11 protein-coding genes are annotated in these 15153 nt (G+C 66.0%); 9 read left to right on the plus strand and 2 right to left on the minus strand.

Going from position 1 to position 15153, the window contains the following annotated elements:
- Window positions 1–214 precede the first annotated feature (214 nt).
- The 7 genes from M8C13_RS07085 (at window position 215) to M8C13_RS07115 (ending at window position 9709) form a co-directional block, all read left to right on the plus strand.
- A complete protein-coding gene (locus M8C13_RS07085; RefSeq protein ID WP_252479669.1) occupies window positions 215–1741 on the plus strand; it encodes a hypothetical protein in 1527 nt (508 codons plus the stop codon).
- Between the two features lie 490 nt (window positions 1742–2231).
- Entirely contained in the window at window positions 2232–3167 is a 936-nt protein-coding gene (locus M8C13_RS07090; RefSeq protein ID WP_252479670.1) for a hypothetical protein, read from the plus strand.
- Between the two features lie 63 nt (window positions 3168–3230).
- Window positions 3231–4706 carry an APC family permease gene (locus tag M8C13_RS07095; protein ID WP_252479671.1) on the plus strand — a complete coding sequence of 492 codons (1476 nt, stop codon included), beginning with the start codon at window positions 3231–3233 and terminating at the stop codon, window positions 4704–4706.
- Between the two features lie 66 nt (window positions 4707–4772).
- Window positions 4773–6713, plus strand: a complete 1941-nt coding sequence (locus tag M8C13_RS07100) for a primary-amine oxidase (RefSeq protein WP_252479672.1) — start codon at window positions 4773–4775, stop codon at window positions 6711–6713.
- Window positions 6714–6782: 69 nt separating this feature from the next.
- Complete coding sequence (locus M8C13_RS07105) at window positions 6783–7520, plus strand: DUF3558 domain-containing protein (protein ID WP_252479673.1); 738 nt, start codon at window positions 6783–6785, stop codon at window positions 7518–7520.
- A complete protein-coding gene (locus M8C13_RS07110; protein ID WP_252479674.1) occupies window positions 7520–8149 on the plus strand; it encodes a DUF3558 domain-containing protein in 630 nt (209 codons plus the stop codon). Before M8C13_RS07105 ends, M8C13_RS07110 begins: the two co-directional genes overlap by 1 nt.
- A 222-nt stretch (window positions 8150–8371) precedes the next feature.
- Window positions 8372–9709, plus strand: coding sequence for a hypothetical protein (locus M8C13_RS07115; protein WP_252479675.1), 1338 nt, complete (start codon window positions 8372–8374; stop codon window positions 9707–9709).
- 773 nt (window positions 9710–10482) lie between these two features.
- Here the strand turns inward: M8C13_RS07115 and M8C13_RS07120 are convergent.
- Window positions 10483–11010, minus strand: a complete 528-nt coding sequence (locus M8C13_RS07120; RefSeq protein ID WP_252479676.1) for a hypothetical protein — start codon at window positions 11008–11010, stop codon at window positions 10483–10485.
- 225 nt (window positions 11011–11235) lie between these two features.
- Here M8C13_RS07120 and M8C13_RS07125 point away from each other — a divergent pair, with 225 nt between their 5' ends.
- Window positions 11236–13110, plus strand: coding sequence for a hypothetical protein (locus tag M8C13_RS07125; RefSeq protein ID WP_252479677.1), 1875 nt, complete (start codon window positions 11236–11238; stop codon window positions 13108–13110).
- Window positions 13111–13256: 146 nt separating this feature from the next.
- Here M8C13_RS07125 and M8C13_RS07130 read toward each other — a convergent pair whose 3' ends face one another.
- Complete coding sequence (locus M8C13_RS07130) at window positions 13257–13490, minus strand: hypothetical protein (protein ID WP_252479678.1); 234 nt, start codon at window positions 13488–13490, stop codon at window positions 13257–13259.
- A gap of 32 nt (window positions 13491–13522) precedes the next feature.
- Between M8C13_RS07130 and M8C13_RS07135 the strand changes: the two genes are divergently transcribed.
- Window positions 13523–15112 carry a hypothetical protein gene (locus M8C13_RS07135; RefSeq protein ID WP_252479679.1) on the plus strand — a complete coding sequence of 530 codons (1590 nt, stop codon included), beginning with the start codon at window positions 13523–13525 and terminating at the stop codon, window positions 15110–15112.
- Window positions 15113–15153: the final 41 nt, after the last annotated feature.

A 15153-nucleotide genomic window follows, 5' to 3' on the forward strand; every position in this document is an offset into this window, starting at 1 on the left:
ACGTGCCGCCAAGTCCGCCCACTCCGCCGTGGCCGGCAGGAAGCACGGTGGTGCGCAACAAGAACGAACAGAGGAACACGTGAAGCCCCAGTCCCTTAAACCAGGTCCTGTGTGGAGGGTTGCGGCGGTCGCACTGTGCGCTGCGCTGACCGCCGGGTGCACACCGCCACTCGAGCACCCCGGCACGCCCACGAGCACCAACGCCCCAACCCGTGTGCTGCCCATCATCCCGGAGGAGCCCGCGCAGTGGGCCGAGCGTGCAGTGGACCCCTGCACGGTGCTGGCCCTGCCGACCGTGAAGGCGGTACTCGCCGCCACCACCGCGCCGCGGCCGGTGCGACCCCGAGAGTGCGAGGTGCCCACCAAGATCGCCCCGTATCCGCCGGCCTCCGTGCAGGTAGGCGCCGCACTTGATCACCCCTCCCGGGCGGCCCGCGCGCCGGTGACCATCGGGCACAACCCAGGGCAGCGTGGATACCTGTGGTGGAACAAACCCGACCGCGGCGGGACCGGGAAATGCGAGCTCGCCCTGCCCCTGTCGGCCACGCGGGCGCTGACCATCACCACTCCCCTGCCGCAGAACTCACCACCGCAGGACAGTCCCGCCTCGGCGTGCGCGTTGGCCGTGCAGGTCGCCACCGCCGCGCTGACCGGATTCCTCAGGCCGGAGTCCCTGACTCGCCCCGGGGCGGAGCGGCAGTTGCGCCGCACCTCCGCCTGTGAGCTCCTGCACGCCGCGATCCCCGGCACCGGTCTGCCGTTCACCCCCGATGCGGCGACATCGCAGGACCCGGACCACTGCAATGCGCACTCCCCCTCCCACGCCCGCATGCAGCTGGCATTCACCGCCGGGGACCCGGTCAAGCTGGCGCGCGAACGTCCCGGAGAGCATCGCGGCGCCAGCATCGTCCCCCTCCCCGAGGCCACGGGCGTGCCAGTGACCGAGGCGAAACGGGTCGCCTCGTCGGATCAGTGCGACCTGAGCTGGGCTAACCAGGACTCCGAGAGCACGGTCTGGTCGGTAAGTGTGCTCCACACCGCGCGGGGCGGCCAGAGCGGAGATCCCTGCGCGAACGCGACCACACTGGCCACCGCACTGCGCCAGAGGCTGGCCACCGCGCCGCAGCAGCCGCTCCCGCCCGCGCCTCCAACGCTCGGCATCCCCGCCGACCGGCCTGACGAGCAACACGACCCGTCTTGCCAGCTCGACCCGATCGCCGTTCCGACCGGCTGCGGCCCTCCCGACAGGAAGGTCAACCGGCCGAGCGACCTCAACGCCCTGCAGAACGCCCTCACCACCGATCAGGCGCCTGATCACCTGTGCCGCCTGTTGCGCGGAGCCCTCGGCGCACAGGCCGAGACTGAGGTCGCCCACGTCCCAGCACCAGGACAGCCCGATGCACGAAACTGCAGTGCTGGTCGCGCCGACCGGTCGATGGTGGCCACCCTCACCGCCGGCACCGGCCAACTGAGCGCCTACCTCTGCAGCAAAGCCAAGTCCATCACCGTGGGCAACCGCGCTGCCCTGGACTGCACACAAGAAGACAAGGTCACCCAGCAGCGGCTCCACATCACCCTCGACCCCAACAGCAAGCGGGGAGTCCTCAACTTGACGGTGGCGTTTCGGCTGCCGCGAGGTATAGCCGGTGAGCTACCGGAGAAGGGTTCTGAGGCTGCGGACTACGGCCGCCAGGCCGCTGCGATCGCCGAGGCCTTGGTGAAAGAGGTGGGCACCGCATGACCGCGGCCTCACCGACGGGGACAGCGGTAGTCCCGGGCGGCGGCTGCCCGACAACCTTCCTGTCGTATCACCACCTCGACCATCCTTGGAGCCCTGGTGACCGGCTGTGCCGCATCGGCCGGGTGGCACAGGCTCGTCCCTGCCCGTCGTTGCGCGTCTTGCTGACCGGCTTGTGGCCTCCGGCACTCCTGTCTGCAAGGGGTCGCCCGCGGTTGCGTTTCCTGCTGCCTCGAGCGTTGGCGGCGAGTGCCACAGTGCTCGCACGTGACAGCGTCGCCAATCAGCCGTGCCTGCTCGGCTCCCGCCATCGCACAACCCCGATCCAAGCCACGATCCGACCAGCAGGCGCAGACACCTGCGCTCGACCGCGGGTCCAGTGGGGGCTGTAGTGGGCACAGTCAAAACCGTTCTTGCGCAAGGGATATGGTCGGCGACGGGAGGGAAACACGCGCAGCAGCAACGACAACAGGCGCCGTGGTTCCGTTCCGCCTTGGACGATGACCATCTGGCAGAGGCAGCACGCGACCTCGCCCGCGGTCGGTGGCAGCCGGCTCAGAAGCTGCTCAACCAGAACCGGACCCAGGACGTCAAGATCCACCGGCTACAGGTGCTGGCGCAGGAAGGCTGCCGGTACAACACCGTCGAGCAGTGGGTGCAGCACACCGACGATCAGTCCGCCCACCTGCTCAAGATCTACACAGACGTCGCACGCGCGTTCCTGAAACCCGCGGACCATCAGCACATCACCGCGGCCTGGAGCCAATGCGAGAGTCATCTCCAGCACCACGGTCTCCTCGTGCAGATAGCGCAGCTCACGCTCGCGCGTGTCTTGCCGCAGGCGTGGCGGGAGCCGGCCACCGAACCGCTGCTCATCGACACCGTGTGGGCGCACTTCAAGAAACGCCTCGCTGAGCTGGCCGAGCCCGCGCGAGAGGAGTTCACCGAAGGCTACCGCCAGTATCTGGAGTACTACTCGCCACAGTGGCACGGCAGCGGCGATGAGATGTCACGGGTCGCCCGCGAACTGTGCGACCGCGCCGCGCAGGGCTCGCCCCGGCATGTGTTGCCGCTGGTCGCCTTCTGCGAACAGCTCACCGCCTCCCACCGCGAAGGCGGCCAGTCGGGGTTTCGGCGGGAAGCCGGAGCGCTGTGGAGGAAGTCCTCGGTGCGCCGCCGCGTCACTCGTGCGGTGGAGCAGTGGTGGCAGAAGCGAGCAGTCCACTATGCCACCGACGTTCGTGATGCCAACTATCTGGCCTATGGGCTGGTCCACACAGGACAGTACGAGCTGGCTTGGAAGGTGTTCGACTTCCTCGGCCCGTTCGCCATCGCGTGGCCGTGGGGAATGGACGACGACGATCCCGCCACCGCCTTCGAGGAACACCGCGAGCGCATGCGCGCCGAGGCAACCCGTCGCCAGCTCTAACCGCCACCGGATACCGCGGCCCCCAGCACCATTCCCGCCATCTACGGACCTGATGGAGTCGGCGTGTCTGTTCCCTCTAGCACAAGCTTCTCCTCCGACCTGCCACGCCGCAAGCTCGGCGGCCTGGCCGTTGTCGCTGTCGTCGTCTCGGCCTCAGCCCCGCTCACCGTCGCCGCCGGCGGCACGCCAGCCGCTTTCGCCTCCTCCGGCCTGCTGGGGCTGCCGTGGGTGTACCTGGCCGTCGGTGGACTCATCCTGCTCTTCAGCGTGGGCTACGGAGCGATGAGCCGCGATGTCGTCACCGGCGGCGGGATGTTCACCTACGTCGCCCTCGGCCTCGGCCCCGTCGCGGGGGTCGCAGCGGCGTTTACGGCCGTGCTGGGCTACAGCGCGATCCAGATCAGCGTCTACGGATTCCTCGGGGCGATGGCCTCCGAGCAACTGGCCAAGCTCGGCCTTCCAGAGTTCCCGTGGGTGATCCCGGCCTTGGTGGTGGCCTTCTTCGTCCTGATCTGCGGAGTCTCGCGTATCGAGATCAACGCCCGCCTGCTCTCGGTCCTGCTGATCGCGGAATGTCTGCTCGTGGCAGCGTTCGTGGTCAGCGCGATGGTGAATCCGGCAAAACCGGGGACACTGCTGGTGGCGCTGTCGCCCTCAGCGATGGTCAGCGGGTCGTTCACCGCGGCGCTGTGCCTGTCCGTGGCCGCCTACACCGGCGTGGAGTCAGCGGCACTGTATTCCGCGGAGTGCCGGAACCCGTCCCGGACAGTGGCACGGGCCACCTACGCGGCGATCGGCGCGATCACCATCGGCTACACGCTCATCGCCTGGGCGATGACGGCGGCAGCGGGAGCCGACAGCGTCGTCGACCAGACGCGGTCACTGGGCGCGGGCTTCCTGTTCAGTCTCGGCTCTGAGCGTCTGGGTTCCTGGTTCGGTGACGTCGGCCCGCTGATCTATCTCTCGTCCATGTTCGCCGCGCTCCTGGCGTTTTCGACCATGGTCGCCCGGTACCTCTACGCGCTGGGCCGGGAGCGGGTGCTGTGGTCGGCGCTGGGGCGCCAGAACAGCGAGACAGGAGCTCCTGTCGTGGGCGCGTTCGTGCAGTGCGTGACCTCCGCCAGCGTGGTCATCGTGTTCTGGGTTGCAGATCTGCACCCGGTGCAGCATCTGGCGGTGTGGACGGCTGGCCTGGGTGCGCTGGGCATCCTGCTGCTCATGGCGATGACCTCGGTCGCGGTGATCGTCTACTTCCGTCACCAGGTCACCTCGGTCAGCGTGTGGGCTCGCACGATCGCCCCGGCCTGTTCTGCTGTCGTGCTGGTCGTTCTGGCCTTGATCGTGCTGGTCAACTTCGACATCGTTCTGGGAGGGCACTCCGATCTGTGGTGGATCCCTCCGGTGCTGGTGTTCACCGTCTTCGTCGCAGGCATGGTCTGGGCAGGCTGGCTCAAACGCCACCGCCCAGAGGTCTATGACCAGATCGGCAGTGGCGGCACGTCGCGCCGCACCGGCCCCGCCGGATTCCTGACTCACTAAGCCACACCGCGATCGTCTCAGCCGTCCTGTTCGCCCTACGGGATCACCATCGTCAGAGGACTACCGATGCCTACCTCTCCGACTGCCGCCGTCTCTTCTCGGCACCCCGCCGATGCCCTGACCGAGCACGAGATCCGCACGGTGCGCACGCTTGTCACGGCCGCTCACCCCGACCTGGACTTGAGCTTCCCGGTGATCGCGGCGGTGCCACCGAGCATGGACGACACCGCCGCTTTCCGCGCCGGGCATGACCTCGGGTTGCGCTGGGCCACGGTGACCGCATGGCAGGCCGCCACGGGTCAGACCTACGTCGGGGAGGTGTGTCTGACCCCGCCGCGCATCACGAGCTGGGAGCTGCGGCCAGGCGTGCAGCCGGCCATCACCGGCGAAGAACTGCTGGCCCTCCAGGCAATCGTGACCTCCGACGAGCAAGCCGTGGCCGCACTGGAGCGCCACGGCATTACTGATCTGGAACTGCTGCAGTGCGATCCCTGGACCGCCGGCAATCTGCCGATCGAGGGCGTGGATCCCGCCCGGCGGATCGTGCGGGCCACGCTCTACCAGCGTCACTTCCCCGAGGACAACGGCTACGCCCACCCGCTGCACCTGATCGTCACCGTTGACCTCGCACAGAAGACGGTGCTGCACATCGAGGACCCCGGCCCTGTGCCCATTCCTGCCGAGTGCGGCAACTACATCCCCGAACACGCCCCGCCGCCCCGGACCGACATCAGGCCTCTGGAGATCATCCAGCCTGAAGGCCCGAGTTTCACCGTCGACGATGGCGTGCTGACCTGGCACCGGTGGCAGGCGCACGTCGGCTTCCACCCGGTGGACGGGTTGGTCCTCAGTGATGTGTCCATTCAGGACGGTGACCGGCGCCGTCCGGTGCTGCACCACCTCGCGCTGGCCGAGATGGTCGTCCCCTACGGTGACCCCCATCCGTTGCTGCGCTGGCGTAACGCTTTCGATGTGGGCGAGTACCACCTGGGCCGCCAGGCGAACTGCCTGCGCCTGGGCTGTGACTGTGTGGGCGAAATCCTCTACCTCAACGCGGTCATCGCCGACTACGACGGGCAGCCTGAGGTGCTCCCGAACGCGATCTGCATTCACGAGGAGGACACCGGGCCGGCCTGGCGGCACAACAACTTCCGGTGGGAGGACCAGCCTGAAGTTCGGCGCGGTCGCCGCCTGGTGATCTCGTCGTGGTTCACCGTGGGCAACTACGAGTACAACATCGAGTACTCGCTGCATTACGACGGCCGGATCGAGTGCACCGTCAAGTTGGGCGGGATTGTCCAGACCAGGGCGCTGGTTGCTGGCGAGCCGGCCGGATACGGCGGTCGGATCGCACCAGCGTTGCTGGCGCCGATTCACCAGCATTTCTTCGTCTTTCGTCTCGTCCCGGAGATCGACGGTCCGTGCGTCACCGTGGACGAGGTCGACGTGGTGGCGGACCTACCGGGGCCCGATAACCCCTTGGGTAACGCATTCCGGGTCCGGGCCACGCTGATTGACTCCGAGGAGGTCTCTGGCCGGCTCGCCGATCCGGCCGCGGGAAGAGTGTGGCGGGTCAGCAGTGCGCACGCACTCAACGCCTACGGCGATCCCACCGCCTACACCCTGAACATCGCGCCCGCCCCTCGACTGCTCGCCGACCCGGAAAGTTCCGTGGCCGCCAGGGCCGCCTTTGCCACCAAGGATCTGTGGGTCACCCACCACAGCCTCGAGGAGTGGTATCCCGCAGGCGAGTTTCCCAATCAGAGCAACGGCGGTGACGGTCTGCCCCGCTGGATCAGCCAGAAGCGCGATCTGGCGGGCACCGCGGTGACGATCTGGCCAGTGGTCGCAACGCTGCACTCCCCCACGCCCGAGGACTGGCCGGTGATGCCGATCGTGAAGACGGGATTCGAGTTCAAGCCGACCGGCTTCTTCAACCGGAATCTGATGCTTGATCTACCAGCTGGCAACAGCAGGGACGTCAACGCCCAGCGATCGTGTCACTAACGGCTATGCGGCGGGCCGTCACTGCATAGCACAGGCGGCGGGCCCACACCTCGCTGCGACCACAGCACGGTGCTCGGCCTCGTCGTTGACCACCGCGTTCTCATCGCCGGTTCACGAGCGATCTTGCCGCCACCGTTTCTGCGTGAGCCGTTCCCGTTGCAAGACAACAAGAATCACTCGACCGAAGGACTCTGCTCGATGCCGCCCCTCCCGCCTTCGACGCCTGGCCTTCTCCGCGGGCTCTGGCACATCACCACAGGTGCGTGTGTAGCGCTCGCCCTGGCCGGATGTGCGCTCACCCCGCCCCACCCTGGAAATCCCCACGGCGCACCACCCTGGAACCAGCCCGAACTGAACATCGAGCCGTTCAAATCAGGCCCAGACCTGTGCCGACTACTCACCGACCCGCAACTCGACGAACTCGGCATCACCGTCCCGGGCAAGTACGAGAACGACATCAGGTTCGGCCCGCTCTGCCGCTGGGACGCCTCCGAGACTCCAGCGAGAATCAACTTCACACTGGCCGTCACCATAGAAGCAGGCGGCATCGATAACGTGTACCGCCGCAAAAATCAGGTCTATTCCTGGATGCCGCTCGAGATCTCCGGCTATCCGGCGGCGACCTACAGCGATACGCAGGTATCCGGCTGGTGCAAAGTAAGTGTAGGTGTCAGGAAAGACGCCTGGATCACACTCGGTGCGTACGTGCCAGGAGGGATCACACCTGGCACCGACCACCTCACCCCCTGCCTGCGCGGCCCCTGGATCACCGAACGGGTCATGACCACCGTGAAAGGCCAGCGATAATGTTCACGCAGAATCCACCTGACTCGCGCACATCCTCCCGGACAGCCGCCGCCGTCCTGGCCATCACGCTCCTGCTGGCCGGCTGCGCCGCGCCGCCGGAGTGCCCCCCAGCGCCCGTGACTTCCAGCGCGGTCCCCGCCGGCGCGGATCGAGCAGGCGCACCGCCAATCACCCAGCCCGAACTGGACATTAGGCCGTTCATCAAGGGGCCCTGCCGCCTGCTCAGCCGCCCGCAGCTCACTCAACTTGCCATCCCTGTCCAGGGTGAAGACGATTTCACGCTACTCGGCCTGGGTTGCGAATGGAATGCCACCGACACCCCGGCTGCGGCGAGCTTCTCCATGATTATCAATACTCACATCGAGATCGTCGAGCTGTACCGTCGCAAATCGTGGTACACGACATGGAAACCTGTGGAGATCTCCGGCTACCCAGCTGTGCACATGGGTGACACCGAAAACCTGGTCGGCGATTGCACAACAAGCGTCGCAGTGTCCAACATCGCGCTCGTCACCATCGACGTAAACCTGAAAAGCGGTCGCTCGGCGCCGGTTGACTACAACAACCCCTGTCCACGTGCAGTCCCGGTACTTGAGGCGGTCATCGCCACGTTGTCGGCGCGCCGGTGACGTCAACTCCAAGCCTGAACAGCCCTCCCGAGCACCAGCGGTGACGCTGCGAGCCTCCCGCTCAATCGCCTGGTTAGTGCCCACCCACTGCCCAGCGCGCCCCAGCCCCGGCCCGTGACGCTGAGCCGCTACCGCGCAGCGCACGCCCCCGACGGGTCCGCCGACGACCGTCCACTCCATCCGCGCTGATGCCGCAAGGCCCTGACCCCGTTGCAGGAAGGCATGATCAGCACCACGTTTCTCCGCAACACCCTTGACCAGACACTGCAGCGAGCGCTTGTTTTCGATCCCCAGTTCCCGTACCTCTCGTCGTCGGCCGAGCAGCTGCGCAGCACTATCGGCACAGACGCTGAAGTGGCCTTGGCCCGCATTGAACAGTTGGCGGACTTGGCTCGCGGGGCATGCGCACACCGCGAGGATCTAGCCTCCACGATGGATGCGGCGTTCGCTCGCGGGGACCGCGCCTGGACGCTGGCCGCCCCCGTCGCGACCCGCCTCGACCGCAACCACGCCCTGGCACGGCTGCTCCAGGACAAACGCCGGTGTTTCGGCGCCATCCGCGAAGCGGATCGCCTGAAGGAATTTCAACTAGCCTGGGCACTGGTGGAGGCCCTTACCGGGGTGGCGCTCGTCCACGACCTTGGACCGGAGTGGCGGGAGATGCTCGAGCTGGGCATAGTCGCCGCCTCCGCCGACCACCAGCCGCGCGCGGCCAGCGCCTTGCACGCGGCACTGGCATGGTCCCACCTGCACGACCACCCCCACCATCCCCAGCGAGACAAGGCGATCAGAGACCACAGCGCGCACGCACGCACGTACGCACGCGAGGGTCGGGATGAGGCGGCCGAGGCCACCGCGCAGGACCTGCTCGCCCACCACGCCCACCACCGCGGCAAACCCGAGGTAGCCGAAACACGCCACGCCAAGGCGATAGCGCTAGATGCCCGCCTCGGTGACCTCCGAGGCCTGACAGTGCACCTCCTGCACCGCGCGCAACTCCGCCTGCGCCAGGGCCGCTTCACCGCCGCCGCTGACGACGCTGTCCTGACCGCCGCGGTCGCCGAGATCCTGGACGCCGATCACCTCACCGCCCAGGCGCTACTGGTGCAGGCCCAAGCCCAGTGGCACCTGCACGACCCGGGCAACCTGGGCGCTTCCGCAGCGGACATGGCCTGGGACATCCTGACCCAGCTCGGCGAGTCCCGGCATCTCGCGGTGGCCTGCGCGTGGACATCGTCCTGGTGGCGCCGCAACGGTCTAGGCCCCCGAAGCCACGACATGGCCAAGGAAGCGCGGAGACTGACGCGGGAGGGCTCCCCGCAGCGGCGGCAGATCGAGCAGATCCTGGCCGGGCCGCTGCCCGCTGCGTCGCACGAGGACCACGAGACCGCTGCCTTACCGCGGTCGCAGGGACATCAGCCCAGGCCTGACAGCTTCAGCCTTCCCGAAGGCCCTTTGGCCGAGATCCTTACCGGTGCCGATCCCGCCAGGTTCGCTGCGGTCTTTCTACGGTTGGGGTCCTCGCCGGCCTCGCTCCATGATCGCCCGGACAACACGTGAGCCTCGACTGCCCACCACATGCCGCGTCCCGGCACGGTCAACACGCTGCCTGCATACCACCGGCTCAACCGATCTCCAGCACCATGCGACACGATAACAACTCCGACACTCCAAGAAGGGATCACCTTCCGTCGCAACACCATCGAGTTGGCCGCTGACGCAGCAGGTCCAATCAGAGCACGAAGACAGTAGGGCGCGGCCTGCCGGACGGATTGACTGTGCTATAACCGTTACTCCGTGATGGGATGGGATGAGATGGGAGACAGCGGCGGCATCCGAAACCACACCTGAGCAACATGAAGGCACTGGGAACAGTATGTCATATCAAAAACTGGAGGACGGTCGACTCCGCGTCAAGACGACCGAGTGGGGCTATATCGATGTATCCGAGACACTGTTTGGCGCCCGACTTTGCGAAACCCCTCTAACCAACGAATTGATATACACTCGCGGATGGCAGTATATCGCGGATACTCGACACATGGCTCTTCAGTGCGCCCTCGAGGCCGCTTACAAGTGGGATGGCCGTCCCGATAGCGAGCCGAATGGTTGGGTCAAACAGGACGGTACAGGCTGGCGTCGCACCGACGGAAGTCCAGCCACGGAGTACTACCAAGACTGACCGCCATGACAAGTGCAGCACACCTACAAGCAGACTGACGGTCAATTGAGAGCAGCCGCACGCTTCGACGCAAGCATTCGCAGCTTTGACCAAGGTAAAGGATGACGAGGACCGAAGCGGGCGAGCCGGGCAATCCACATGGACACAACCGCTATCTCACCGTGGTCGACAGCCGCTTGCCAAGCGCCAACGTCGCTCTCCCAGGAAAGCCAAAGCGCAAAACAGCCGCGTCATCTAGATGAGAATCATGGAGAATCAGCGCCTTACCATGACGCGCCCTGAATCCCTTGACATAGTCTTCAGAGAACGCAACGCCCGCATAGGCAAGCCCGTTATCATACGCCCATGTTGGGTCATGCACGATTCCAGATTCGTCCAGGCACCACGCGTGAGACAGCACTACGCCAGCACTCATCAGCGCGAAACCTTCTACATAGGCGATCCCATAACGACGGCTGTAGTCTGCGGCATTCGCAAAGCAGTACCGTTCGGGGCCCCTAGGACGCCCCTCAGGCAGAGGGGATCGGTGGCCCCAACTACCCAGCCTCAGTACCACATCTTCTGCGCAGCAAAATGTCCAGCCCGGCTCCGTGGCTTGCGCCTGCACTGACACTACTGCGCTGAGCCACTCCGCGAGCATGGCACGAGCTGGGTCGTCCTCGGTCAGACTGGTCGTCACCAACTCATTATGCCTCACGGGGCAGTTCGTGATGCGCGCATTGGAACCTGACCCCGTACCACAAATCGCGCAACAACGGATAGTCTGCGCGCAGCCCGCGGCTGACGCTATTGACCAACTCGGGTACAACAGGATTCGCCAGGGGCGAGAATCGACTTCGGTCCCGATGGGCTAAACTAGGATAACACGCCTTAAAATCCACTAGTCACACCTCATGGAGAATCGTTGAGCGGTTCGATGCAGTCGCAGCAGGGTCTCGGACTCAACGATCAGACCCTGGAGACGCTCACTTACGTACACTGGCTGGCCTCGCAGCAAGAGAAGGTGCTCCGAAACGTAGGACTGTTCCAGTTTGTGCAACCAGTCAGCGAAGGCCAGCCGCTCCAGCATGCCTCGATCCCGAACGTGCACGACATGTACGGACTGATCGTCGGGCTCGCCGTTCGGCGACTCTGGTCGATACGCAAGCGCACGGTCTACGCCCTTCATCCTCAACTGGTCTCAGAACTCGACGACAGCACTTCCGGGGAACTACCAGCAGAAATCTTCGATCGTCTGCCGCGACCGGATCCGTTGATCGTGTTCCCTCAGCCTCTTCACGTCGCGACGCCGGACGGGAAGGTTGGACATGTCATCGGGTTCTATGTCTACGGACGGCTTAAAGTCACTGGCGGTGCTCTCTGTTCAAGCGGGGAGAGAGAACGGAAGGGCTTGGGGCTTCTGTTTCTCACCAGAATCCTCGATGACCAAGGGCACCAGATTGACATTGACGTCACACGATTGACCATCCCCAGCGGGCAAGGTCACTTCACAGTGGACGACGCTGTGGACAACACCCTGAAAGCCTTCGCCTCCGAACCCGACATGCATTACATGCCCGGACGGATGCAGGCCTGGCTGACCGCGCTCACCCGAGCAGCTGTCCACGTGCTGCTGTACCTGTGCAGCGAAGATCCCGACATCGCCAAACGACCAGCCTCGGCCACCCGCGGTGTCGGCCTGGCCAAGCCCGCCGACGGCGGCAAAACGCCTAAGCCTGTCACTCTCTTCAACGTCGGCTGGCAAGCAGGGCCGGCACTCTATGAAGCCCGGCGCACTTCGACCGCCCCGCAGCAGCCCGGCTTCCACACTCTCTGGGATACCGCCCACTCTGGTCAGTCCACGGTCGTCTTCGGTCATGTCAGCCACCGACTTGATGAGCATCTCGACCACACGACGACCGAGTTGGAGACGCTGCGCTCCACCCTTCAGCAGGCCAAGGAAGAAGCTGAGACCCAGCGCGCGGCCAACATCGAGCTGACGCGGAACCTGGCGGCCAGCGAGGAAAGCGCCATGCGGCTCAGCGCCGCACGCCGGCGGCTGACACACCACGTGCTGCGTCTGCGCGCCGCCGCGGCAGCCGTGGGTAGCCCTGACCATCTCGAGGCCTTGCAGCGCCAGCGTCGGCGGAGCCTTGATGACCTCGAGGCCGCGCACCAGGTGATCGACGACCTCACCAGGGATCTGCAACACGCCCTCGATCAGCTCTCCCGGCCCCGCCGAGAACACGTCCCGGACGAGGCCCTGCTTCCCAGCGCGCCGACCACGCCCGCTGCGGACATCGCGGCCTATCCCGAAGACTCGTCATGGGAAGGCATTCTCCAGGCCGCGGAGTCGTTGCCCCATCTGTGGATGAGTCCCGCGCTCGGCAAGATCGCCGCCGGTTTGCCGACGCGGCCGGATTGGCTGAGGACGACCTGGAACACGCTGACCTCGCTGTCTGCCTACGCCCAGATGAGGACGCAGACACGCGCCGCGGGCGGCTCGCTGGCCTCCCTGCGGAACTTCCGCGCCTACCTCCTTGCCGAAACCAGCGGTCTGAAGATCTCCGCAGCTCAGGTGGCAGGCTTTGAAAGCGACACTGTCCTTGGCAACAGCCGCCTGCGGGCACAGCGGCAGTTCCCAGTTCCCTCCGAGGTCGACTCCAGCCCACGAGCGCTCTATGTCTCCCATGTGCGCATCGGCCAAACTGCGCCGTTTCCCCGGCTGTACTTCCTCGACGTCGCCGAACTCGACTTGATCTGCATCGGCTACCTCGGGCCGCACCTGTCCACCCGATGAGACCCACACCCCGCGGCACGGCCACTTGCCCCTCGGCGAAGGGTCCGATCGCCGGTGGCGCGATCGCAGTCGTGCAGAACTCGCGGTTGTCGTGAGCGCGCTGGTGGGTCAGCGGCCAGATGGTGCACGGCAGCGTGAGGTCAGTATCAGCTGGGATTGCTCCACCACGGCAGGATCGGCGGCAGGTCACTGAGTCCGCGGGCCGGCTGCTTCGGCAGGGGGGACTCGTCGTCATCACCGTCCCAGCGGCGGCCGTATTGGTCCGGGAGGCTTCCCCAGCCCCAGTAGGGAACCGGGTGCTCGGGCGTCCTGCCGAGCTCGTCCAGGGGGTCGATGCGCTGGTCCGCCACGGTGCAGAGGTGAGCCCAGCTGTCGCCCATGTCGGCCAGTTCCCTATTAGATGTGCGTGTTGATGCACGTCGTCGAAGGGCCGGTTGTGACGAGTTGGCGGGTGTTCTGGGTACCGCATGACGCGGTACGCGGCGGGGTACGGCGGAGGGTGCTGGAGGGCTGGGAGGATCTACCAGCACGCGAGGAAGATGTGGGGGCTCGGACGGGGGACGCGATCTTCCTGTCGCCGGACCACCGAGTCGACCCGGTCCTGAGCCTGTACGCGCAGTCGCTGGATTTCCGTAGCTATTCGGTCGAGACCAAGCGGAACTACACGACGGACATCGCCTTGCTACTGACCTTTCTGTGGAGCCGCAGGCGAACATGGACAGAGGCGCTGGCACGGGATCTGGAGGACTACGAGCATTGGCGGCGCATCGCGCCCGAGAATCCAGAGCGGATCGGCGGGTCGAAGTGGAACCGAGAACTGGCCGCGTTCTCCAGCCTGTTCGGATGGGCCGCCAAAACCCGTTGGATCACGCACAACCCGGTGGCGACGAAGCAGGTGATGGGCCGGCGTGGCGAGGTGCTGACGGTCCCGGCGGCGAAGGCGAAGGACAACAGGCCGTCGAACGTGCACTGGTTGACGCCGCGTACGTGGCGGTTGTGGACCGATGTTGGGTTGCGTGGCCACACCCGCGAGGGGGTGCCGGAGCCAGGCTGGACGGGTCGGCTGGAGGACAGGAATGTCGCGTTCGTACGACTGGTGACCTCCTCGGGTCTGCGGCGACTGGAGGCGGGGGCGCTGCTGACGTTCGAGGTTCCCAAGCTCCGTCTGTCCGGTGGCCGTTACTGCCACGGCAAGCTCGCCGCTGAGGTGACCCGATCGAAGAAGGCGCGGACGTTCTACGCCTCGGTCAGTGCGGTTGGCGATGTGGAAACCTACGTGGAGTCGTCGCGGGCGTGGGCGGTGCGGCAGGCCCAGAAGGCGGGCCGCTACGAGCGGCTGCCGGTGATGCGGATGGTTACCGAGGTCACCCGCGGGCTGAAGCCGATGGTGCGCTGGCGCGACCGGAACGACGTCCACGGCGAGACGGAGCTCAACCGGCTGACCTGGCAGGAGCGGATGCTGCTGTTCACCGACGGCCCTGACGGGCCCGAGCCGCTGTGGCTGTGGCTGAATGAGCAGGGTCGGCCGTTCCAACCACACTCGTGGGAGGGCGTGTTCCGCACAGCGAATCAGCGGTGCGAGCGCGTGCTGACGCCGGCCGAGCACCTGGGGTGGGACCCGCACAAGGTTTATGCCCCCTACGCGACTGTGCATGCCGCCAGGCACTCGTTCGCTCTGTTCATGTTGGTTGTGCTGAACGAGGTGATGGACCAGCGTTATGGGCTGACACAGGCCGAGCGACGCGATTTCAGCCTGCTCTACGGCGACCCATGGTTCATGGTTCAAGGGCTCTTGGGGCACGCATCGCGAGAGACCACCGTCGAGACCTACCTCGCTCCGGTGAGGCACCTGCAATTGCAGTCGATGCTCGCCGAGACGGAAGCACCCCCCGACGCGCCAATGCCCGACCTGGATCGGCTGTTCGCGCGCGTAGCCCGCGAGGCCGAAGGCATTCAGGACATCGACGCTCGCATGGCACCCAGCACGGGCAGCGCCGGGTGAGTCCTCGCGGACGCGCGGCGTCCCTGCCCCCGGCCAACCAC

The sequence above is a fragment of the Crossiella sp. SN42 genome (assembly GCF_023897065.1).
GTDB lineage: Bacteria > Actinomycetota > Actinomycetes > Mycobacteriales > Pseudonocardiaceae > Crossiella.

Coding starts and splice junctions, on each gene's coding strand:
- M8C13_RS07110 (WP_252479674.1), top strand. CDS start 7,520: ATGTTCACGCAGAATCCACCTGACTCGCGCACATCCTCCCGGACAGCC.
- M8C13_RS07130 (WP_252479678.1), bottom strand. CDS start 13,490: ATGGGCGACAGCTGGGCTCACCTCTGCACCGTGGCGGACCAGCGCATC.
- M8C13_RS07115 (WP_252479675.1), top strand. CDS start 8,372: ATGATCAGCACCACGTTTCTCCGCAACACCCTTGACCAGACACTGCAG.
- M8C13_RS07135 (WP_252479679.1), top strand. CDS start 13,523: ATGCACGTCGTCGAAGGGCCGGTTGTGACGAGTTGGCGGGTGTTCTGG.
- M8C13_RS07100 (WP_252479672.1), top strand. CDS start 4,773: ATGCCTACCTCTCCGACTGCCGCCGTCTCTTCTCGGCACCCCGCCGAT.